This is a genomic window from Pseudohongiella spirulinae, assembly GCF_001444425.1.
In the GTDB taxonomy this organism is placed as follows: domain Bacteria; phylum Pseudomonadota; class Gammaproteobacteria; order Pseudomonadales; family Pseudohongiellaceae; genus Pseudohongiella; species Pseudohongiella spirulinae.
On the sequence record NZ_CP013189.1, the window covers coordinates 292,748 to 313,332 of the forward strand.

The window sequence follows — 20,585 nt, forward strand, 5'->3', positions numbered from 1 at the left end:
GTCAGTCCTCAGACTTTCTCTTGTATAGGTCAGGGCTGCCCGGCGGCCTGGTTTTGAATCGCCGGTGTAGCCAGATGTACTGTTCCGGTGCTTTGCGAATAGCCGCCTCGATCAGCGTGTTGATGCGTTTGACATCAGTGTGGTCATCTCCGGTGGGGTAGTCTCGCAGTGGCTCACTGAAGTGAAAATGATAACCGCTGAGATCCGGATTTCTGTAGTGTGAAAGGAAAATCACGGGTGAGTTGTTAAAGCCGGCATACTTGGTGGTTGCTGTGATGCTGGCAGCCGGTATGCCAAAAAAATCTACGAAGATCGAGTGTCGCGGACCATAGTCCTGGTCGGCGGCGTACCAGAGAACATGCCCCTCACGCAGTCGTCGCATCGCGCGCCGTACTTCCTTGCGCTCAATCACGTCTCCATATAGTCGTTGCCGGTTCCGCTTCATCAAGGCATCGAACAATGGGTTCTTATGAGCGCGGTAGGTGACATCGATGGGATGAATCAGAGACAGGAGACAGCCGGCAAACTCCAGTGTTGAAAAATGAGCGCTGACCAGCAGGACTCCTTTGCCTTGTTCATGAGCTTTGATCAGATTTTCCAGTCCGCTGGTCTTAACCATTTTTCTGAAATCTTCGGGCTTGCGACACCAGGCCAGCCCAATTTCCATGACGCCGATACCGTTGGAGCGAAACGTGTCCTTCACCAGTCGGCGTTGCTCTTCATTGCTCAATTCAGGAAAGCACAGCTCGATATTGCGCTCGCATACGCGTCGTCGACTTTTGGCAAGGTGATACATAAGCATGCCCAGCTGCTGACCAATAAATACCTGCAGTCGGTAGGGAAGGTGGGCAATGAGCCAGATACAGCCATATCCGAGCCAGGTCGGCCAGAATCTGGGCCCCAGAAAGTCACCTGGGGATGGATCGCGCTTTGTGTCAGTGTGGCTCACGCCTCGGATTCCTTGTCATTGACCTTGCCGCATTGTAGCAGAGGAGTGGCCAAACGTGTCGCTGTAGCGGCTGTGATATGATGCTGCGTATTCGTCAATTAATCTGTGAAATAGCTTATGCTTAACGAATTCCCGCCGTTTCAGCAGGCCCGCGTTCTGGTGGTTGGTGATGTCATGCTGGACAGGTACTGGCGTGGCAGCGCCGCCCGTATTTCGCCAGAAGCGCCGGTTCCCATTGTTAAGGTGGCTGGCAGCGAGGATCGACCCGGCGGAGCTGCGAATGTAGCGCTGAACATAGCTGTATTGGGGGCGGCGGCCAGTATTGCGGGTATCGCCGGACGCGATGAGGCAGGCATAGAGCTGACGGGCAAACTGGAGGCGGCCGGAGTGCTTTGCCGAATGGTGCAGTCTGAGAATGCTCCCACGATTACCAAATTGCGTATCATCAGTCAGCAACAGCAACTGATTCGCATCGATTTTGAAGATGACTTCGACGCGGATGACATCACTCTGCTGCAGCAGCAGGCACTGAAAAGTGTGTCTGATAATGGTGCCCTGGTGCTGTCGGATTATGGCAAGGGTACCCTGGCTGACACGCAGTCGCTCATTCGGGCCGCGCACGATTCGCAGATCCCGGTTGTGGTAGATCCCAAGGGCAGCGATTTCAGTAAATATGCCGGCGCCACAGTGTTAACTCCTAATCTGGCGGAGTTTGAGGCCGTGGCTGGCGTGTGCAGTGATGAAGAGGAGCTGATCCGTAAGGGGCAACAGTGGCGTGAGCGCCTGCAGCTCAGTGCGCTGCTGATCACCCGTGGTGAAAAAGGTATGACATTGCTGCAGGGATCCCGCCCGGCGTTGCATCTGCCAGCACAGGCTCGAGAAGTCTACGATGTGACTGGTGCCGGAGATACTGTTGTGGCTGTATTGGCGGCATCTCTGGCAGCCGGGCAATCTATGGAGCAGGCGGTTGTGCTGGCCAATCTGGCTGCCGGGCTGGCGGTTGCCAGGTTGGGGACCGCTGCAATTAGCGGCCCGGAACTGCGCCGGGCACTGCAGCAGATGCAGGGCAGTGGCCGTGGAGTAATGAGTGCTGAGCAGTTACTGATGTCAGTGGCTGACGCCCGCGAGCAGGGAGAGCGCGTAGTATTTACCAATGGTTGCTTTGATATTATTCATGCCGGTCATGTGGGCTATCTTGCTGAAGCGAAATCATTGGGTGACCGATTGATTGTAGCCGTGAATGGTGATGAGTCAGTACGCCGCCTTAAGGGTGCCAGTCGGCCGATCAATCCAGTCGAGCGACGCATGGCAGTGCTTGCCGGTCTGGAAGCCGTGGATTGGGTTGTCAGCTTTGATGATGATACCCCCGAGGCCTTGCTGGAGGCCTTGCGTCCGGATGTGCTGGTTAAAGGTGGGGATTACCGCCCGGACCAGGTGGTGGGAGGTCAGTTTGTCGCAGACTATGGCGGTGAGGTCAGGGTCCTGGCTTTCCTGGACAACTGCTCTACCTCGGCGATCGTGGAAAAAGTCCGTCAGTCCTGAGTAGTGCAAGACAGTTGCAATGTTTACTGTATACTCATGCCTGAAGGTTGGAAGGCTGACCAGACATTTATTTCAATAAACAAAAATCAGATGGAGTAGCCGTATGCTGAAGAAAGTATCAGGAACCGCTTTGATTGCCCTGGCTTCTGTTGTCATTATGACAGCCAGCGCCCAGCAGGATGAACCGACACCGCAGGAACTGGCTGCAGCGGCCACCGAAACCCGTCAGGCCGTTTTTAAATTACTGGCTTTTAATATGGGGCCGATCGGTGGTATGGCGCGTGGCGCCGAATTTAACGCAGAGCTGGCTGAGCGTAACGCCCGCCGCATCGCGGCGCTGGCACCCATGATCCCTGAACTGTTTGCGGCGAATGATACGCGCCAATTCTCGGTTGAGACGGAAGCGCTGCCAGTCATCTGGGACAACATCACGGATTTCCAGCAGAAGGCCATGGATCTGGAAGCGGCGGCAAATACTTTTGCTGAGGTCGCCTCAGGTGGCGATCGCAATCAGACCATTGGTGCCATCCGTGCGTTTGGTGCCACTTGCGGCAACTGCCATCGCGAATACCGGGTAGACTGATCCTGGTCGCAGTGCCTGACAGACGCTTACTGGCCGCGCTTTAAAAACGCGGCCATTGCCTGTCTGTCTTCGTCGGTTAGCTGGCCGGTATTGTGTTCGATTACCGGCTCCATTTTACCGCCGACAAACTCCCCGTCCGGCTTCATGCCGATAAACAGAAACAGGGCCAGGTCATCTTCAGACCATTTCTCCATGGCGCTGGCATTTATCGCGGCAACATGCCCGTCGGGCATGTCACCGCCGGCAAATTCCTGGTCGTACTTTATGATGCCCAGGCTGTTGCGAGGAGAGTGACATTCTCCGCAATGTCCCAGGTATCGGGTCAGGTAAGCGCCACGTGTAATCTGCTCGTCGTCATAGATGGGCATTTCAGGTTCGGCGAAATCGACCAGTTTATTCCAGCCAGCCATTTGCCAGCGCATAACCCAACCGGGCAAGTCATGCCCGGGTATTGTATTGGCAACAGGATCCTGAGCCATCAACCAGGCCGCTATATCCAGTGCTTCGGCATCAGACATGGCTGCGTAAGAGCGGTAAGGGAATGCCGGGAAATAAAAGTCACCAGTCGGTGAACGCCCGTGCTTCAGAGCCCGGACAACGTCGGTGCCGGTCCAGTTTCCGATACCGGATTCCGGATCAGGGGTGATATTGGAAGCGTAGAAAGTACCGAAGGGGGACTCGATGGCCATGCCACCACTCAGGCTGCCATCGTCATTAATGTGGCAACTGATACACCCGGCTGCATGAACCAGGTAACGACCCCTTTCGACTGCTTCGGGGTCGTCGCTGATTGAGTAGTCAGTGATATCCGGCGATGAAAATAACCAGACCCCCAGAGCGATGCCAACGATCGCTAGTGCCCAGACAATCTTGCCTTTCATGGCGGCGTGCTCCTCACAATGCGCTGTTCGAAATTGTCAGCAGCACCCCGCCGATCGAAGACTATCAGTCCGGTAGTGCTACCGCAGTCAGTTTGCTGCCGGTTTGCAACATCACATACTGCTTGCCCTTGTGCGTGTAACTCATCATACCGAAATTACTGCTGTCCGGCACTTGTACACGACCAATTTCTTCACCGGTCATTTTGTTGACGGCGAACAGGTATGGAGTACCATCACTGCCTTCAGATGCGTAGAACAACATGTTGGGTGTGACCGTCATGGGCGCCAGAGCGCCTGTGCCGGTATGGCCGATATCGACACCCGCCAGTGCAGGATGATTGCGGATACGATCGGGCGTGTCGCCGACCGGGATCATCCAAAGATGCTCGCCCGTGTTCATGTCGATCGCTGTGATGCGGCTGTATGGTGGCTTGTACAGAGGCAGGCCCTGTGGTCCGCGTACTGGCAATGCCCGCAACGAGGCGAAGCGAGAAAAGGTGGTGCCGGTAGGCAATTCCAGCATGGCGTCGCGTTCCTGAGCCGGTGCAACAACCCGGGAAGAACAGGCCGAACGGGATGTGACATACAGGATGCCATTGACCGGATCTGCCACCGCCGGGCCGGGAATATTGGCACCGCCACCATCACCCGGACACCACAGCGCTGCGACCTTACCCAGGTCGTTGTTGCTGTGCAGCGGCGGGTTGAACAGAGGTCCGATCTCGTAGTTGGCAATCGCCTCTATCGCCTGCTGGCGCAGCTCAGGCGTAAAGTCGATCAGGTTGTCGTGAGTCAGGCCCTGCATGTCGAAAGGTGCCGGCTTGGTCGGGAATGGCTGCGTCGGAGAAAGCTGCTCGCCCGGAATTCTTGATTGCGGGACGGGTCGCTCTTCAATGGGCCACAGCGGCTCACCGGTCAGACGGTTGAAGGCATACACAAAAGCCTGCTTGGTGGCCTGCGCAATCGCGGGCACTGTGCGGCCATTGATGTTGACATCCATCAGCACGGGCGCTGTGGGCGTGTCATAGTTCCAGACATCGTGGTGCACAAACTGGAAGTGCCAGACGCGCTCGCCGGTTTCTGCATCCATGGCGATAATGCTGGTGCCAAACAGATTGTCACCCGGCGCATGGCCGCCATAATAGTCGATAGTGGGCGGGTTGGTTACGGCGTAAACAATTCCAGCCTCAACATCGGCAGACAGCGGCGCCCAGGGAGAGACTTCCCCGGTCAGGTCGCGCGGGTTGGGGATGCCTTCCCAGGTATCGATGCCAAATTCACCGGCTTCGGGAATGACATTGAACTTCCATTTGAAGTCGCCGCTTTTGGTATCAAACGCCAGGATGTCACCGGGGATGTTTTCGATTCGGGTCTGGTTGTATCCCTGTTCAGCCGAGTTACCGACCACAACGGTATTGTTGACCACAATGGGCGGCGAGGAAGCCGTGATATAACCTTCTTCCAGCGGAATACCGTAGTAGGGGTCGAAATCGTAACCCATGTATTCAGCAATAGTGCGCTGCATGTCGACAACGCCGGTTTCCGGGAAACCTTCCAGACCGACAGGTCCGCCAAAGCCCTCCAGAGGGGCACCGGTTTCGGCGTCAAGCGCTGTCAGGAAAAAGGCCGGGCTGATGATGTAGATGACGCCTTTGCCATCCACCTCGCCATAAGCCACACCCTTGCCGTAATCCTTGCGCATGGAGTATTCGTGGCGGAATGTATGCGGTTCGCGGTAAGACCAGATTGTCTCACCGGTTTCCGGGTCGATAGCAATAACATGGCGCCGGTCGCCGGCAACCGTAAACAACTTGCCATCCACGTAGCTGGGCGTGGACCGGCCACTGGAAGCATTAAAGCTGGCACCATCCCATATCCAGGCGGTCTGCAGCTGTGTGAAATTATTGGCGTTGATTTGTGATGACGTTGTATAGCGGGTGTGGGCGTGGTCTGAACCCAGCGTAACCCATTCTACAGTTTCCTGCTGTGCACCGGCATGTGAGTATAGACCCATGCTCAGCGCAAGTGCGCCAGCCAGGCGTAGCGACCCGGCAGCCAGCCCTGCTGCGGCTGGAAGTTTTATTTTCATTGTTGTGACTCCTGGTTTTTATTATTCGGGGGCAAACAGCCCGATCGGGAGCACCAGCTCCGTGCATCAGATTATGCCTCTGATCCCCTCTTCGCAAGTGGCAATTTTTACAGTACGCAGATCCGCCTATATACTCCGGCTGTTAATACCAGAAAAAAGGAACAAGGGATGTCTGCAGATAACGAAATTCTTGATGTGGTAATTGTCGGTGCCGGTCTGTCCGGCATAGGCGCGGCTGTGCACCTGAAACAGCAGTGTACCGGCAAAACCTTCCGGATACTGGAGGCCCGTCAGTCCATGGGCGGGACCTGGGATCTGTTCCGATATCCGGGTATCCGTTCTGACAGCGATATGCATACTCTGGGCTATCGCTTCAAACCCTGGAAGGCTGCCAAGGCGATTGCAGATGGTCCGGCGATTCTGGATTACATAAAGGAAACCGCTGACGAGTATCAGATCAAAGACAGCATTCGATATGATCAGCGACTGATGTCAGCAGACTGGTCTGATGAGCAGGCCTGCTGGACGCTTGCCACACAGTCGGCCAGCGGCGAAACGCAGCAGACATGGCGCTGTCGAATGCTGCTGATGTGTGCGGGTTATTACAGCTACGAACACGGGCATGCGCCGACATTTCCCGATCAGGCGGCATTTAAGGGCCCGATTGTTCATCCCCAGCACTGGCCAGAGGATCTGGATTATCAAGGCAAGCGGGTACTGATCATCGGTTCCGGTGCCACGGCGATGACGCTGGCGCCGTCCATGGCTGACAAGGCCGCACATGTGACTATGTTGCAGCGCTCACCGACATACGTGGTGTCCCGTCCGGATAAGGATGTGATAGCAAACACTTTGCGCAAGGTGCTGCCGGAGTCTTGGGCCTACGGCATCACCCGCTGGAAAAATGTTTTGCTCAGCCAGTGGATTTACCGGCGCTCGCGCACTCAGCCAGAAAAGCTGAAGGCAAAAATTCTGGAAATGGTGCGCAAAGAACTGGGCCCGGATTATGATGTAGAGAAGCATTTCACGCCAACCTACAACCCCTGGGATCAGCGACTGTGCCTTGTGCCGAATGCAGATCTGTTCAAGTCGATCAAAGCCGGAAAAACTGAAATGGTCACCGATCATATCGAACGTTTTACGGAAGATGGCATATTGCTGAAAAGCGGACGCACGCTTCAGGCCGACATTATTATCTCAGCCACGGGCTTGCAAATGCAGGTGCTGGGCGGTGCGGGCTTCAGCCTGAATGGTCAGCCGATCGATTTCGCTGATACCTGGGCTTATAAGGGCTTGATGTACTCCGGTGTTCCCAATCTGGTGATGACCTTTGGTTACATAAATGCCTCATGGACCCTGCGTGCCGATCTGACGGCTGAATTCTTTTGTCGCCTGATCAATCACATGGATGCACTGAAGGTCAAAAGCTGTCGACCCATGCTGCGTGAACAGGATAAGGCCATGCAGCCCAGGCCATTCATCGACGATTTTTCGGCCGGTTACATGCAGCGTATGATGCATCGTTTTCCCAGACAGGGTGATCGTGAGCCCTGGCTCAATCCGCAGGATTACGGCAAGGATCGTAAACTGTTGAGTCGGGCGCCGCTGGATGACGGTGTTTTGGTATTTGGATGATGGTAGCCACGCTCCAGCGCCTGCCAGTGGCGTGGCTCAAAGTTGAATTCGGCCTGGCGCCGCAGCCATTTGTTTAACGAGCGATGCAGACGGCTCAGGTTGCCACGTTGCCAGGTGCTGCGGCCCGACGGGCGAATGGCGCACTTGTCGAAATCGATCAGATAAATCTGATCGGTTCTGGTGAGCAGTATATTGCTGGCATTCAGGTCGGTGTGATCAATATGATGCTGGTGAAAGCGCTGAATCATCCGGCCGATGGCTTCCCAGGTGGCTTCCGGCAGGGCTTCCTGGCATAGCAGTTCGGCCAGTGTGATGGCCTCGTGTATGCACTCGGTGATCATCTCGCCCTGATAGGTAAACAGTCCGGTTCGTGTACAGCGGGTCGCGATGGGTCGCGGCACGGGCAGACCCAGGTCGCGCATTTGTCCCAGTAACAGGAATTCCCGCCACATGCGGCTGTGCTCCATGCCTGTGTACAGGTAAGAGTCCCGCACCAGACGTCCAAACAGCCCGCCTCGGTGATATTTCTTGAGTACCAGCGTCAGGCCCTGGTGCTCAAAAAATATCACTGTCCCCCGGCCTTCCGTATTATCAGCGGCGACACTTCTCCCCTGCTCAACATCAAACAGTGCGCTCCGGGGTTCGCTCAGCACATCCTGATTGACCAGGATGACGGCACTCCCTTGTTTGTATTGCTTATAGTGCATGTGTTTATTCTTGCCGATCGCCGGTGTCAGGGCGATGACATTCACCTGTTTTGCAGTCACACGCCGGAAGATTACCGCGCATTTTTCCGCTAACATAGTGTTTTTTCGAAAAAGTAGCCTCGTATGAGTGAGTATCCCATCCCCGAACCCCGTTGGTCGGATGGCCTGCAGGGGCGCTTTTTGCGCCTGGCCGCCAGTGGTCTGGTGTCTGCACGCTGGTTCTTGCCGAATCTGCCGGATCAACAATCGCTGGCGGCCAGAACGGGGCGGCTGCACATTGAAATTGTCAGCCATTGCTGGAATTACGCGCATATGCAGGTGTATCAACTCAGCTCGTTGGTGCTGTTTCCGCCCAAAGATGTCGACGTCACCATGACGGTGTTTTACGGCGAGGAAGATAAAGAGACGGTTGAGCTGCTGGACTTTTTTGCGCAGCAGGCAGTGCCTGGCGTCACCTGGAACTGGCAGAAACTGCCCAAACAGGCGCTGTTCCGCCGGGCGATTGGGCGCAATCTGGCGGCCAAACAGTCGAAGGCGGACTGGGTCTGGTTTACTGACTGTGATCTGTTGTTTCGCGATAACTGCCTGGATGCGCTGGGCGCTGCGCTGCAGGGGCGACAGGACAGTCTGGTGTTCCCGGCATCGGAATACTGCACTGGCTTGCTGACACCGGATGAGCCGCTGCTGTCACCGCCCATGTCACCACCTCAGCTTGTGGATGCTGACCCGGCCCTGTTCAGCCGCTTTGACAAGGATAGAGCCACCGGACCCTTGCAGATTACGCATGGCGATATTGCCAGAGCGGTAGGTTATTGCGAGAGCCTGCCGTATTACCAGCGCCCGTCGGCGACCTGGTGTAAGGCCTATGAGGACAGAGCGTTTCGTTGGTTGTTGAGGACACAGGGCACTGCCATACAGGTGCCCGGTGTGTACCGTATTCGGCACGTGGCGAAAGGGCGCTACACTGGCAGTGCCTTAAATACCGGGGTGCGCAGTGCGTTGCGGCGGGCTGTGGCCCGGTTGAAGGGTTGAGCAGCCCGCGCCGGTTTTATCGGGTCGGGTAGACAACCGCGCGGGCGTATTTGTAGATCAGTCAGTTGTGATACAACTTCAGCCCAACGGCATCCAGACCGCTGAAGCCGGTCCAGCCATCCGGGCCAGCTTCGGCACCATCTTCCGGTAGCTCCAGATAACGACGCTTGTCGGTGTCGCCCTTCAGGTGCAGGTCAAGAAAGGCAGTGGCGAAGTGCTGCAGGATATTGTTCATGCGCACGTTGTCCCACACCGGGTCGGTATAGTGCGCCGCCCCTTGCGGGTTCTCCGCGGTCAAGAATTCCACCGGCAGCGGAATGGGCGCTGCCACGCTGTGCCCGGCATTCTTGAACACCAGCAGGTAGCGATCGCTGTTCACCGCTCCGTCGTACAGCGCTTTCACGCCATTATCGTAGCCCGATGTCGCATCAGCATCGCCTGCCACAAACAGCGCTGGAACTGTCAGACCGGTCAGGCCCTCAGCATCCCAGAAGCCCATCTGCATGCCCCAGGGCGCGATCGGAATGCCGGCCTTGATGCGCGGGTCCAGTGTGCTGCGGAACTGCGGATTACTGGCGGCCAGTTCATGCAACTGCCGATTCGGCGGTGCACCGATGAAACCCACGCCCGCATCGCTGTAACCTGCCCCCATGTTGTTGACGGCACCAAAACCACCCATGGAATAACCGACGATGGCGGTGTTATCAGCATCGACCACGCCATGCAGAAAGTGTGTGGCATCGGCGCTGAAGGCCGCCATGCTGTCCAGCACCAGCCGCTGATCGTAGCTGCGGTTATACAGTGTGCTGTTAAAGTTCTGCTGATCATCATAGGTGCTGTCTTTGTGGTCTATGGAGACAACCACATAGCCCTTGCTGGCCAGGTTTTCACCCAGATGGCTGAGCAGATATCGATTACCGGGATGGCCATGGGAAATGATGACCAGCGGGAATGATGTTTCCCGGGCAGGTTCGGCATCCCTGACTGCGCGACCATGCAGAGTGGCAGTAATCTGCGGGTTACGGGTGATGGTGGCATACTCAGTACCTGGCACTTGTTCGGCCGTCAATGCTGCCGGGTACCATACTTCAATTGTCAGCTCACGCGTGTACAGCGGTGTCGGCTCGCCCTGACGTGCATTCAGAATGTCCGGGCGATCAGCCAGGCTGATTTGCAGTGTTCGCACGCCTGTATCGTGCTCGCCATGAGCTGCCAGCTCCGGTGCGTCAGGGCGAATGATATCAATGCGGTTGATCTGGGCTAATGTGCTTGAGGTCAGAGTCATGAGCAGAAAAATGTAAAGTGTTTTCATGTTTATACCAGAATAATCAGGCTGTGTTCAGGCGTGTAGCTGTTAAACTGCTTATATCAATGTGACGGTCGTCCGGAGGTAAAACCAGTGCAATCCAGGTTTATAACATATCTTTTGTGTACTTTTGTCATCATGCTGATGTCCGCACCCCTGACCCATGCAGACTCGGCGCAGGAAATTGACATCAAGGTGGATGCAGCGCTGGAACGTTTCCGGGCGGAGGTGCAGGGTGGTGAGCGCTTTTTGCAGGCCGCTGCAGGCGTGATGGTTTTTCCGTCTGTGCTCAAGGCCGGGTTTGGTATTGGTGGTGAGTACGGTGAAGGTGCGTTGCGTATTGGTGGCCAGACGGTGGACTACTACAGCACGGCAGCGGCTTCTATCGGGTTTCAGTTTGGGGCGCAATCTAAAGCTGTGTTTGTGTTGTTTATGGATGAGCAGGCGCTGCAGTCGTTCAGAAATACGGCCGGCTGGCGTGCCGGTGTGGATGGTTCGATCAACCTGATCAGAATTGGCGCAGGCGCCTCGGTGGATACCAACAATCTGCAGGATCCGGTGGTGGGTTTTGTGCTCACCAACGCCGGGCTGATGTACAACCTGACGTTGGAGGGCTCAAAGTTCACGCGGCTGGAGAAGTGATACTATTCCAGGAAATTGGCGCGCAATGTTGCCAAGTCCTGCGCGCTCAACTGTAACGCCTGGCTGATGTAGTTATCAACTGAGCCGTACTGCCTGGACATTTCATCAAAAGCGGTTTCGATGTAGGAGCGCCGCGTACCCATTAAGGCCGAGAGTGCAGCTTCGGGCATGCGCGACAAAAATTCATAATTGTTGTCGGCTGGCTCGTTCAGTGCTGGAGCCGAGCCCTGATATTCTGGCAGGGAGGCGATAACCTCGGATAGAGTGTAATCCAGGATGGCTGTCTCCCTGTCGACTCCCAGTGCGATGAGCAGCAGGGCGGCCGCGATTCCTGTGCGATCCTTGCCTGCTGAACAGTGGAACAGCAGTGGTTCATCACGGCTTGCCAGTTCGGCAAACATGTCCGCATAGTGCGGTCGCTGCTCGGTCACCATGTTACGGTACATGTCACCCATCAGCCTCTCGGCTTCAGCGGCGTCAAGGTCCGGTTTCATGAAGTCGGCCAGCAGCTCGCCGTCATCCCCCAGTCCCATATCGTAGTCCCATGTCATCATTTTGACCGGGCTGGCCTGCCAGTGGGTGGGTTCACTGCTGCGCTCCTCTGTGGAGCGCAGATCTACGACGGTTGCAATGCCCAGTGATTCCAGAGCACGGTAATCATCGTCGGTCAGGTGGTGCAGTACCCCGGAGCGGAACAGCATGCCGGATTTTACGGTTTTGCCGTCCTGAGTCTGAAATCCGCCGAGATCCCTGAAGTTACGTCCGCCTTCCAGTAGAATCAGGTGCCTTTCTATCAGAGCGCGTTCGGCTGGCGTTGCTGCCATGGCCGAAAGTCCCAGTAGTGCTGACAGAAGACAGCCCCCCCATACTGCCATCAGGCGCGGTGGTAACCGATTGTAGAGTTTTCTCATCATGGCTATTACCCTTTTCGTGTATTGTCAGATGTTCAGAAATTGGCCCGGATACCGGTCATGTAATGACGGCCATAGCGTTCAACCTGATTAGGCGTGCGCGCGTTTTCAACATAGCGGACATCGACGGCATCATTGAGATTGTTGGCATTGAAGTACACCGACAGATCAGCGCCCATGACTTGCCAGGGCAGGTCGTATTTCACATTCAGGTCCAGACGCTTCTGCGCTGCCCAGTACTCAGCAAAGGCATCGTTTTCGGTGGTGGACAGCCAGTCATCGCGGTATTGGTAATTGATGCGAAGTGAAAGCCTTTCAGTTTCGTAGTACACCGATGTGTTGTAGATGACATCCGATGTGCCGGGCAGGCTGAAGGAATTGTTACCCCGGGTTTTGAATTTGCTGTCAAGCAGTGTGATATTGGCGTTAAATCCCAGACCATCAAGCGCGCTCGGCATGAAATCGGCCAACTGTGCAATCAGATTGAATTCCACACCACTCAGTTTGCCGTCGCGACCATTGATAAAACCGGTGTAACTCCAGTTTTCACCAGCGGCTGAGGGCACATAGACGCCGCCATCGATCGTCGCACTGTCGGCGTAAATAACATTCTCAATATTGCGGTGGAAGGCGCCCAGACTGACCAGGCTTGCATCACCTGCGTACCATTCCAGTGATACATCCAGGCCGGCAGCTTCCTCTGGTTCAAGTGATGGGTTACCGCCGGTGACAATGCGATCTACCAGATTGACTGAGGCGGCGGCACGCCACTCATTGTATGTCGGGCGACTGATAGAGGTGGTTGCTGCCAGTCGCAGCTTCAGATCTTCACGCAGGTCGATGTTGATGTGAGCACTGGGCAGGGCGTGCGTCAGTGTGTCAGCGTAGTTGGCAATGGGGCCTTCACTGCTGTAGTCAGTGCGTTCGACACGCATGCCTGCCACGATGTTGCCCCAGTCGAACTCGCTCTTGGCCATCGCATAAATGGCTGTGATGTCCTCATCGATGGCTACCCGCTGATCCGCCGGTACGGGCACGCTGATGCCGCCAACGGCCTGCTCCCAGGCTCTGAACAGTCCCTGATTGTCATAGACAGTGCCGCCCACCGTGTTGTTCATGTCGCTTTCCCAGCGAGCACCGGTGTCAAAGTCGTTTATGTTCAGGGTTTGTGGAAAGGCAGTTTGGGCAATAGCGAAACCGGCTCCGCGGCCTTCGCGTTGATCGTGTTCCAGGCCCAGCTTGACGGTTGCATCGCGACCGAACAGCTCCATGTTGCGCTCGGCGTCCAGTTTTAACTTGCTGGCATCAATGTCCAAGCCAGAATCGACGATTATTCCCAGGTTGACCGGGAAACTGATGTTGGCGGCGGTGATCGGCGTGCGTGTAAAGGGCGCCATCAGGGTGACCCGTGGGTCTTCCAGATTGCTGATGTCAAACTCGGCAGCCGCCTGACCGCCCGCGCTCAAGGGGATAGGCAGGAACAAGCTGCTCTCTGTGTTGGTCAGGTTGATTCTGGCTTCGATAAACCAGCCACCTGCGCTGACATCAGCGCCCAGGGTGTTGGTAAGCACTGAGTTTTCGTATTCTCCAAGTTGCAGCAGGCGCTGTGTCAGAACCAAGGGCTGATAGCCGTTGTCTCCTGTTGCCTGCGGCTGACGAATCGCGTTGGCGCCAGTCTCGAAATCAACCACATATTGATTTCGCTCTTCATCATCGACGAACTCACTGAACAGGGTTGAAAAGAAAAACCGGTTCATGGTGTCGGCGGGGCGGTACTCCAGACGACCACCATAAGCTGAATCCCGGCGGTCTACAAAGTAACTGCGATAGTCAATTGAGTTCAGTATCCGCTCCCTGGAGTTGTTGTCCCACTCCAGGTCATACTCGCGGTTATCAGTGATCTGTTCGCGCAGATTCTCAGAGGCGAACAGGGAAAAACCCAGCGTTTCACCCGACCAGGACAGGCGGCCGCTGTATCGGCTGACATCGCCGCCGCCCAGACGCTGTTCACCGATACCGAAATCAGTTGCTGCTGACCAGCCGTCCACTTCGAAAGGGTTAAAGGAATCTATGTTGATGTAGCCAGACACAGCCTCGCCGGGCATATCGGGCGTGATTGCTTTGTTGGCCTCGATACGGCGTGTGATGACAGAAGGGAACGCGTCAAAACGCGGGACACGACCGTTCTCGGCACCGGGAATGCTCAGGCCATCGATGGCCAGTTGCGTGTAGCGGAACGGGGCGCCACGGAAATTGATATATCGCGCCTGGCCCTGGTCGCGTTCGATTGCCAGCCCGGGCATACGGCCCAGAGAGTCCGCCAGGTTCTGGTCGGGGAACCGGCCGATGGTGTCAGCAGAGACTACATCCAGGTAGTTGTCAGCGTTACGCTTTTCTTCTATCGCGGCACGTTGACTGTCGCGGATGGGGGTGCCGTAAGTGACTACTTCGGTCACCTCAGGTGCGCTGTTTTCCTGAGCCAGCGCTGGTACAGAGATTAAAGAATGAGCAAGTGCTGATGCAATAGCCGTGGCGAGTAAACATTGTTTTTTATTCAGACAAAAAGACATGTGCAAAGACTCCGTCGGGTTGTGAACGCGGTTATGGTGCGTTGGCTCTGTGACGAAGCTGTGAATAAGATGTTTTTTGCAGAAACGAGATATCTCAGAAAATAAAATACTTATAAATCAGCGTATTGAGTTCGATCAGGATGGTATTGAAATCCGGCTGGCAGGACATTTCAGTCGGTAACGATGACGTCCGGTTCGCTCGTCACGCTGTGTCTCGAACAAAAACTCACTGGCCAGTTCTTCGCCGAGAGCTGTAACTATTTCGTCTTTTATTTTGTTCCGGTTCTGGTCCAGTATCTTGGCTCGCAAGCCATGATCACGCAGATCGTTAATGGCCTTCTGATGGCCATTGTAGCGGCTCATCAATGACAGTAATTGGGGAGTATTTGTAAGATCCGGCCGGTCATTGGCGGGATTCAGGATCCAGCCACCGCGTTCTTGCTTTCTGCGCTGGGCATATAATGCGTAGTAGAAATAAGGTGTTTTACTCAAAACAATCGTAATGCCATGGGCCGTTACGCTGTGAGCTTTATGGTTGAATACAATGTTGGCAGGTGCATTCAATATATCAGTCAGCGTGCTGATGGACAGTTCTCCCGTGTCAGAGCGTGAAAGAGCCAACTCCAGACGCAGTTGCTGTGTGCGATTCAAGGGAGATGCGCTTTGAATGAGCCGCCTGGCTTGGTGATGTTTAAGTCCCAGCTTGTACATTTGTGCCAGAAAACTGCGCTCTGTGCCGCTTAACGGCAGAGGTAGTGAAAAAATGGCAAGCACTGCAAGCAGAGCGGCGCCACCGTTCACCAGCAAAAGTGGCCGTATGGCAGGCTCGCACCGAAGGTTGAAGGTGGCGTGCTGCTGTATGCCATTCCTCAGCCATTCAATTGTGAGGTTTTGGACGGTAAGCAGTCCAGTGTCGGGTTGCTTGCTGGTTTGTTCGTTGATATCAAGCAAACCAAGGCGGCATTGGTGAATGACCGGAAATCTACCGCCGATATCCAAAGTCTGCAGGTCGTCGTTAACAAGACGGGTAATGGTACGGATGACGTCCTGGTCAGAGAGGCTGTAGCGCAGAGCGTCATCGAGCCTTTGAGGAATCTGGAGTAACAATTCTTGTTGAGTCTGACGATTGATACTGCTCATCGTTGACCACAGGCTGAGCAGAATTAGCAGCGCCGATAGTGCCAGCCAGCAAATAACAGCCTTGATGGGGCGGTGGTAGCGGCTCAACATTCCGCCGTCTTTTCCGGATGTGATTCTATACCGTGCCAGAGAGACTCGAGCATGCTCAAGGCATTTATCAACTCACAACGTATCGACTGATTCTGCAGAGCGCGGCGGATGAAAAATGTGGCTGCCGTTGCGTTATCAGTCAGTTTGGCTGTATAGATCTGTTCAGCAGGGAACATGGTGGCACCACCCGAAATCAGATCGATATCTCCGTTCAGGAAGCTGTGATACAAGGCTGATGCATCATTGAAGTAGATTATTGAATACACCGATTCAGGGATTTGATGCAGACGCAGGGAGGTCAGCGGCAAGACGTGGTGAGTATGGCTGCTGGGGTCGTCGAGCAAGCCGACACGTTTGTTCTGAAAATACTCGGCAGACATCACCGGTGCGCTTTTCAGGCTCAGCCAGAACACCCGGTAGTTATCAAAATGCAGAAGGCTTTCGTAGTATGTCGCAAAATCAGGCTGCAGGCCTCGCAGGAAATGTTCCCGATTCCAGATCAGATCGTAGCGCTCATTGATCAGGTCTGAGGCATCGAGTTGAGTGCGTGGTTTCCATGACACATTCACTCTACCGTAGTGTTTGCTTACTGCGTCGGACAGGCATAGAGATTCAGCAACGTCGATCGCTCGGGTCGGGGTTACCATCAGCAGACTCAGCGTTGGCGCGGCCGTACTAACATCAGCAGGTATGCAGCTATAGTCGTAGTAATTGTGCAGGGAAATCGCTTTTACCTGGGGTGAAGTCAACCACCAGCTAATGAGGCACGCCGAACCGACAAGCATAGTGATGGCGGCCAGCCTGGTATGATGCGACCACGATATAATCCAGGGCACAGGTAACAACTCGCCAAGTTAAGGGTCTGCCTAGTATGGTATGGCATATTTGTAACAGGAATATTACAGAGAAATGCCACATGGCGGCCGTTGACGTCATGGGGGGCATGGTCTAGTTTAAAAGCCTGCTGATACTAACGACGGAATACGCTAATGAACAAGCTTGACGCGCTCAAACAAATGACGACGGTAGTGGCTGACACGGGTGATTTTGCCAGTATCCGCCGTTTCGCGCCGCAAGACGCAACCACCAATCCGTCGCTGATTCTGAATGCCGCAAAGCAGGCCGAATACGCTGATCTGGTCTCCGACGCATTGAACTTCGGGCGCCAGCAAGTGGGCGGATCCGACATTCAGCTGGATGCCGCCATGGATAAGCTGGCGGTCAATTTTGGGCAGAAGATTACCGAGACGGTGCCAGGTTATGTCTCCACCGAAGCAGATGCCTGTCTGTCATTCGATACGGACGCGACGTTCAGAAAAGCCCATCGCTTGCTTGAGCTGTACGATGATGCGGGCGTTGACACTTCGCGCATTCTCGTCAAAATCGCCGCTACCTGGGAAGGAATTCAGGCTGCCAAAAGACTTGAGGCGGAAGGTATCAAGTGTAATCTGACCCTGCTGTTTGGTTTCAACCAGGCCGTGGCCTGCGCAGATGCAGGGGTATTTCTGATTTCTCCGTTTGTGGGCCGTATTCTGGACTGGTACAAAGCTGCAACCGGCAAAAACTACAGCTCTGAAGATGATCCTGGCGTGCAGTCGGTGCGACGGATTTATCGCTATTACAAAGCCAATGCTTATAACACAATTGTGATGGGGGCCAGCTTTCGAAATATCGGTGAAATCGAAGCGCTGGCGGGATGTGACCGACTGACCATTTCACCCGCATTGCTGGAGCAGCTTGAATCGGATCACGGTGAATTGGTGCAACAACTGAGCGTTGATCAGTCCAGTGAAGATGCGCGCAGTTCGCTCAGTGAGTCGGATTTTCGCTGGCAGTTGAACGAGGATGCCATGGCCAGCGATAAGCTGTCAGAGGGCATCCGTAAGTTTCATGCGGACTATCTGGCCTTGCGAACCTTGCTCAGGCAGTCAATTTGACGGCGATTTCGGCGACGCGTTTGCCCTGATGCCGGGCAATCGCGAGTTCGCGTTCATCGGGCTGACGTGAACCGTCACCGCCGGCGATAGTTGAGGCGCCGTAGGGAGTTCCACCGCTGACCTTTGAGATATCAAACTGCTCTGGCGTGGTATAACCCAGCGGTACGATTGTCATGCCGTGGTGTGCCAGAGTGGTCCAGGTCGATGTAATGGTCATTTCCTGGCCGCCGCCCGTGCCGGTAGACGTGAAAACGCTGGCGACCTTGCCGGCCAGAGTGCCTTTGGCCCACAAGCCACCGGTCTGGTCCAGAAAAGTTCTCATCTGACCGGACATGTTGCCAAAACGAGTAGGAACACCCAGGATGATGGCGTCGTAATCTGCCAATTCTGCCGGTGTAGCCACATCGGCCTGCTGATCAGACTTGCCGCCGGCTGCCGTGAAAGCATCGCCTGGCATGGTTTCCGGTACGCGTTTGATGGTAACCTCAACGCCGTCTACATCGGCAGCGCCGGACGCCACAGCATTGGCCATGGTTTCGACGTGCCCGTACATTGAATGATAAAGCACCAGAACTTTTGTCATGAATCTGAACCTCCTGTTGAATGATGTGCACAGGATAAGGTTTGCTGAATCGATGAATGACGTATTTTTCTAAACGAACAGATCAAGTAATTTGATTAATTGACTGGAGAGACAGAATGGGAAGGCTGTTTTCAGCAATAGGACGTTTTATAGACGGGGCGCGCAACTGGATTGGCCGTTTGCTGTTTTTACTGGTCATGGTTCTTTTGCTGCTGATCCTGTTCTCCGGTCCGGCCACGGTAACGGTTCCTTCACAGGCGGCGCTGGTCTGGACGCCATCGGGCGTGTTATCCGAGCAGGTGGATAGCGCGGTTCCAGCAGATCTGCTGTTTGGTGCCGGAGTGCCATCTAACAGCCTGATTCCTGACTTACTGGATTCCCTGCGCCTTGCCAGTACTGATCCCCGAATCACAGCTCTGGTCATTGATGTCAGTGACCTGTTGGCGGCCAGCCCCGCACAACTGGAGATGCTGGGTGACGGCCTTCAGCAATTCAGGGACAGTGGCAAACCGGTGTTCGCCTATGGCGAATACTTCACACAAGCGCAGTATGCCCTGGTTTCCTATGCAGACGAAATTGACCTGCATCCAATGGGGAGCCTGATGCTGACCGGCTTTGGCGGCAGCCAGCTATTCTTCCGCGACCTGCTGGATCGGCTGCATATCAATGTAAGTGTCTTCCGTGCCGGTGAGTTTAAATCGGCGGCAGAACCTTATACGCGGATGGATCTTTCAGAAGAAGCTCGAGGTGACAATCAGCGCCTGGTAGACAATTTGTGGAGTCGCTACCTTGACAGGGTTGCGACTAATCGAGAGTTGTCGGCGGCGCAGTTGCAGGCCTATGCCGATAATTTTGCCGAACTGCTGGAGTCGGCCGGCGGCAATATGGCTCGCGCGGCGTTCGAACAGGGTCTGATTGATAATATTGCCAGTGTTAACAGCTTCCGTCGTTCGGTTGCCGCGGTTGCGGGTGCCGACAACGGAAGCTTCAACCAGATTCATTATCTTGATTATCTGCTGGCAACTAATGGGTCGCCTGTGCCTGCGGTGGATCAGGTCGGTGTCATTGTTGTACAGGGCACGATTATGCCCGGTGAGCAGGCACCCGGTATGGCGGGCGCTGACTCGCTGGTGACGCTGATCCGACGGGCCCAGGCGGACGCTGATATCAAAGCAGTGGTTTTGCGCGTTGATTCACCCGGTGGGTCGGCACTGGCATCTGAAGAGATCCGCGCGGCATTGACAGAACTTCAGCAGGCAGGAAAACCACTGGTCGTTTCCATGGGCGGTACGGCGGCATCAGGCGGCTACTGGATTTCCGCCAATGCGGATCAGATCTGGGCGTCGCCATCGACTATTACCGGCTCCATTGGTGTGATAGGCGTAATTCCTACTTTTGAAGATGCCCTGGCTGAGTTGGGTGTTGGTGTCGATGGCGTGGGCACAACAGCGCTATCTCGCGGTGGTGATCCGTTGAGTGGGCTCAATGAGACCATGCGGCGGATATTGCAGGCTAATATTGATGACACCTATGAGCGGTTTCTGAATCTGGTGGCTGATGGTCGTCAATTGCCCCGCGCCGAAGTTGAAGCGCTCGCCGGGGGACGGGTTTACAGCGGTGAGCAGGCGCTACAGCTTGGGCTGATTGATGAGCTGGGCGATCTGGACCAGGCTCTGGCATCGGCTGCACAACTGGCGGGGCTGGACGAATATCAGCGCATTTATCTTCAGCGCCCTTTAGGTTTTGGTGAGCAATTATTGCTGCAAATGCTGCAGGGCCTGGGAAGCAGCCAGGTGCTGGCGATGCTGAACTTGCCGGAATTGCGATCACTTGACAGTCTGAGCTTGCAGAGCGGTTTGGCTGCGATGCCGACGGCACAGCGTCAACAATGGCGTTCTGTGCTGAGTTTGCTGCTGCCGCCCAATGTTGATACGGGTCGTCTGCGCGCGCTGATGATTTGTGAGCAGTGCCTGTCCGTTTACTGACTG

The 20,585-nt window shown here is 55.2% G+C and carries 17 protein-coding genes; 7 read left to right on the forward strand and 10 right to left on the reverse strand.

Going from position 1 to position 20,585, the window contains the following annotated elements; genetic code table 11:
• Position 1: 1 nt before the first annotated feature.
• Positions 2 to 949: an LpxL/LpxP family Kdo(2)-lipid IV(A) lauroyl/palmitoleoyl acyltransferase gene (gene lpxL, locus PS2015_RS01525; protein WP_169792255.1), complete on the reverse strand. Its 948-nt coding sequence runs from the start codon at positions 947 to 949 to the stop codon at positions 2 to 4.
• Positions 950 to 1,066: 117 nt separating this feature from the next.
• Between lpxL and hldE the strand changes: the two genes are divergently transcribed.
• Positions 1,067 to 2,491, forward strand: a complete 1,425-nt coding sequence (gene hldE / locus PS2015_RS01530) for a bifunctional D-glycero-beta-D-manno-heptose-7-phosphate kinase/D-glycero-beta-D-manno-heptose 1-phosphate adenylyltransferase HldE (RefSeq protein WP_058020511.1) — start codon at positions 1,067 to 1,069, stop codon at positions 2,489 to 2,491.
• Between the two features lie 103 nt (positions 2,492 to 2,594).
• Positions 2,595 to 3,074, forward strand: coding sequence for a c-type cytochrome (locus PS2015_RS01535; protein ID WP_058020512.1), 480 nt, complete (start codon positions 2,595 to 2,597; stop codon positions 3,072 to 3,074).
• A gap of 26 nt (positions 3,075 to 3,100) precedes the next feature.
• On the opposite strand, the gene PS2015_RS01540 is transcribed toward PS2015_RS01535, so the two are convergent.
• Together PS2015_RS01540 and PS2015_RS01545 are read right to left on the reverse strand one after the other, a co-directional pair.
• Positions 3,101 to 3,955: a c-type cytochrome gene (locus tag PS2015_RS01540; protein ID WP_058020513.1), complete on the reverse strand. Its 855-nt coding sequence runs from the start codon at positions 3,953 to 3,955 to the stop codon at positions 3,101 to 3,103.
• Between the two features lie 64 nt (positions 3,956 to 4,019).
• On the reverse strand, positions 4,020 to 6,044 hold the full coding sequence (locus tag PS2015_RS01545; RefSeq protein WP_058020514.1) for an outer membrane protein assembly factor BamB family protein: 2,025 nt from the start codon (positions 6,042 to 6,044) through the stop codon (positions 4,020 to 4,022).
• A 168-nt stretch (positions 6,045 to 6,212) separates the two neighbouring features.
• Between PS2015_RS01545 and PS2015_RS01550 the strand changes: the two genes are divergently transcribed.
• Positions 6,213 to 7,679 (forward strand): flavin-containing monooxygenase, encoded by a 1,467-nt coding sequence (locus tag PS2015_RS01550; RefSeq protein WP_058020515.1) that lies wholly within the window; start codon positions 6,213 to 6,215, stop codon positions 7,677 to 7,679.
• Here the strand turns inward: PS2015_RS01550 and PS2015_RS01555 are convergent.
• The gene (locus PS2015_RS01555; protein ID WP_169792256.1) at positions 7,613 to 8,446 is read right to left on the reverse strand and encodes a 3-deoxy-D-manno-octulosonic acid kinase; all 834 of its coding nucleotides are present in this window, start codon (positions 8,444 to 8,446) and stop codon (positions 7,613 to 7,615) included. The two genes, PS2015_RS01550 and PS2015_RS01555, sit on opposite strands and share 67 nt — an antisense overlap.
• A gap of 63 nt (positions 8,447 to 8,509) precedes the next feature.
• Between PS2015_RS01555 and PS2015_RS01560 the strand changes: the two genes are divergently transcribed.
• A complete protein-coding gene (locus tag PS2015_RS01560; RefSeq protein ID WP_058020517.1) occupies positions 8,510 to 9,418 on the forward strand; it encodes a glycosyltransferase family A protein in 909 nt (302 codons plus the stop codon).
• A 61-nt stretch (positions 9,419 to 9,479) separates the two neighbouring features.
• Here the strand turns inward: PS2015_RS01560 and PS2015_RS01565 are convergent, their stop codons facing one another.
• Complete coding sequence (locus tag PS2015_RS01565) at positions 9,480 to 10,730, reverse strand: alpha/beta hydrolase family protein (RefSeq protein ID WP_058020518.1); 1,251 nt, start codon at positions 10,728 to 10,730, stop codon at positions 9,480 to 9,482.
• Positions 10,731 to 10,817: 87 nt separating this feature from the next.
• Between PS2015_RS01565 and PS2015_RS01570 the strand changes: the two genes are divergently transcribed.
• Positions 10,818 to 11,366, forward strand: a complete 549-nt coding sequence (locus PS2015_RS01570; RefSeq protein WP_237113350.1) for a BPSL1445 family SYLF domain-containing lipoprotein — start codon at positions 10,818 to 10,820, stop codon at positions 11,364 to 11,366.
• 2 nt (positions 11,367 to 11,368) lie between these two features.
• Here the strand turns inward: PS2015_RS01570 and PS2015_RS01575 are convergent, their stop codons facing one another.
• The 4 genes from PS2015_RS01575 to PS2015_RS01590 form a co-directional block, all read right to left on the reverse strand.
• Positions 11,369 to 12,280, reverse strand: a complete 912-nt coding sequence (locus PS2015_RS01575; RefSeq protein WP_082627894.1) for a tyrosine-protein phosphatase — start codon at positions 12,278 to 12,280, stop codon at positions 11,369 to 11,371.
• A 32-nt stretch (positions 12,281 to 12,312) separates the two neighbouring features.
• A complete protein-coding gene (locus tag PS2015_RS01580; RefSeq protein ID WP_058020521.1) occupies positions 12,313 to 14,847 on the reverse strand; it encodes a TonB-dependent receptor in 2,535 nt (844 codons plus the stop codon).
• A 135-nt stretch (positions 14,848 to 14,982) separates the two neighbouring features.
• Entirely contained in the window at positions 14,983 to 16,077 is a 1,095-nt protein-coding gene (locus tag PS2015_RS01585) for a hypothetical protein (RefSeq protein ID WP_058020522.1), read from the reverse strand.
• Positions 16,071 to 16,826 (reverse strand): hypothetical protein, encoded by a 756-nt coding sequence (locus PS2015_RS01590; protein ID WP_156412628.1) that lies wholly within the window; start codon positions 16,824 to 16,826, stop codon positions 16,071 to 16,073. The genes PS2015_RS01585 and PS2015_RS01590 overlap by 7 nt, the downstream gene beginning before the upstream one ends.
• Before the next feature lie 240 nt (positions 16,827 to 17,066).
• Here PS2015_RS01590 and tal point away from each other — a divergent pair, with 240 nt between their 5' ends.
• The gene (gene tal / locus PS2015_RS01595) at positions 17,067 to 18,014 is read left to right on the forward strand and encodes a transaldolase (protein WP_058020524.1); all 948 of its coding nucleotides are present in this window, start codon (positions 17,067 to 17,069) and stop codon (positions 18,012 to 18,014) included.
• On the opposite strand, the gene wrbA is transcribed toward tal, so the two are convergent.
• Positions 17,998 to 18,597, reverse strand: coding sequence for an NAD(P)H:quinone oxidoreductase (gene wrbA, locus PS2015_RS01600; protein WP_058020525.1), 600 nt, complete (start codon positions 18,595 to 18,597; stop codon positions 17,998 to 18,000). The two genes, tal and wrbA, sit on opposite strands and share 17 nt — an antisense overlap.
• A gap of 116 nt (positions 18,598 to 18,713) precedes the next feature.
• Between wrbA and sppA the strand changes: the two genes are divergently transcribed.
• Complete coding sequence (sppA, locus tag PS2015_RS01605; protein WP_058020526.1) at positions 18,714 to 20,582, forward strand: signal peptide peptidase SppA; 1,869 nt, start codon at positions 18,714 to 18,716, stop codon at positions 20,580 to 20,582.
• The last annotated feature ends 3 nt before the right edge of the window (positions 20,583 to 20,585 follow it).

Coding starts and splice junctions, on each gene's coding strand:
- PS2015_RS01560 (WP_058020517.1), top strand. CDS start 8,510: ATGAGTGAGTATCCCATCCCCGAACCCCGTTGGTCGGATGGCCTGCAG.
- PS2015_RS01535 (WP_058020512.1), top strand. CDS start 2,595: ATGCTGAAGAAAGTATCAGGAACCGCTTTGATTGCCCTGGCTTCTGTT.
- PS2015_RS01545 (WP_058020514.1), bottom strand. CDS start 6,044: ATGAAAATAAAACTTCCAGCCGCAGCAGGGCTGGCTGCCGGGTCGCTA.
- wrbA (WP_058020525.1), bottom strand. CDS start 18,597: ATGACAAAAGTTCTGGTGCTTTATCATTCAATGTACGGGCACGTCGAA.
- PS2015_RS01575 (WP_082627894.1), bottom strand. CDS start 12,280: ATGATGAGAAAACTCTACAATCGGTTACCACCGCGCCTGATGGCAGTA.
- PS2015_RS01585 (WP_058020522.1), bottom strand. CDS start 16,077: ATGTTGAGCCGCTACCACCGCCCCATCAAGGCTGTTATTTGCTGGCTG.
- PS2015_RS01580 (WP_058020521.1), bottom strand. CDS start 14,847: ATGTCTTTTTGTCTGAATAAAAAACAATGTTTACTCGCCACGGCTATT.
- sppA (WP_058020526.1), top strand. CDS start 18,714: ATGGGAAGGCTGTTTTCAGCAATAGGACGTTTTATAGACGGGGCGCGC.
- tal (WP_058020524.1), top strand. CDS start 17,067: ATGAACAAGCTTGACGCGCTCAAACAAATGACGACGGTAGTGGCTGAC.
- PS2015_RS01550 (WP_058020515.1), top strand. CDS start 6,213: ATGTCTGCAGATAACGAAATTCTTGATGTGGTAATTGTCGGTGCCGGT.
- PS2015_RS01540 (WP_058020513.1), bottom strand. CDS start 3,955: ATGAAAGGCAAGATTGTCTGGGCACTAGCGATCGTTGGCATCGCTCTG.
- hldE (WP_058020511.1), top strand. CDS start 1,067: ATGCTTAACGAATTCCCGCCGTTTCAGCAGGCCCGCGTTCTGGTGGTT.
- PS2015_RS01565 (WP_058020518.1), bottom strand. CDS start 10,730: ATGAAAACACTTTACATTTTTCTGCTCATGACTCTGACCTCAAGCACA.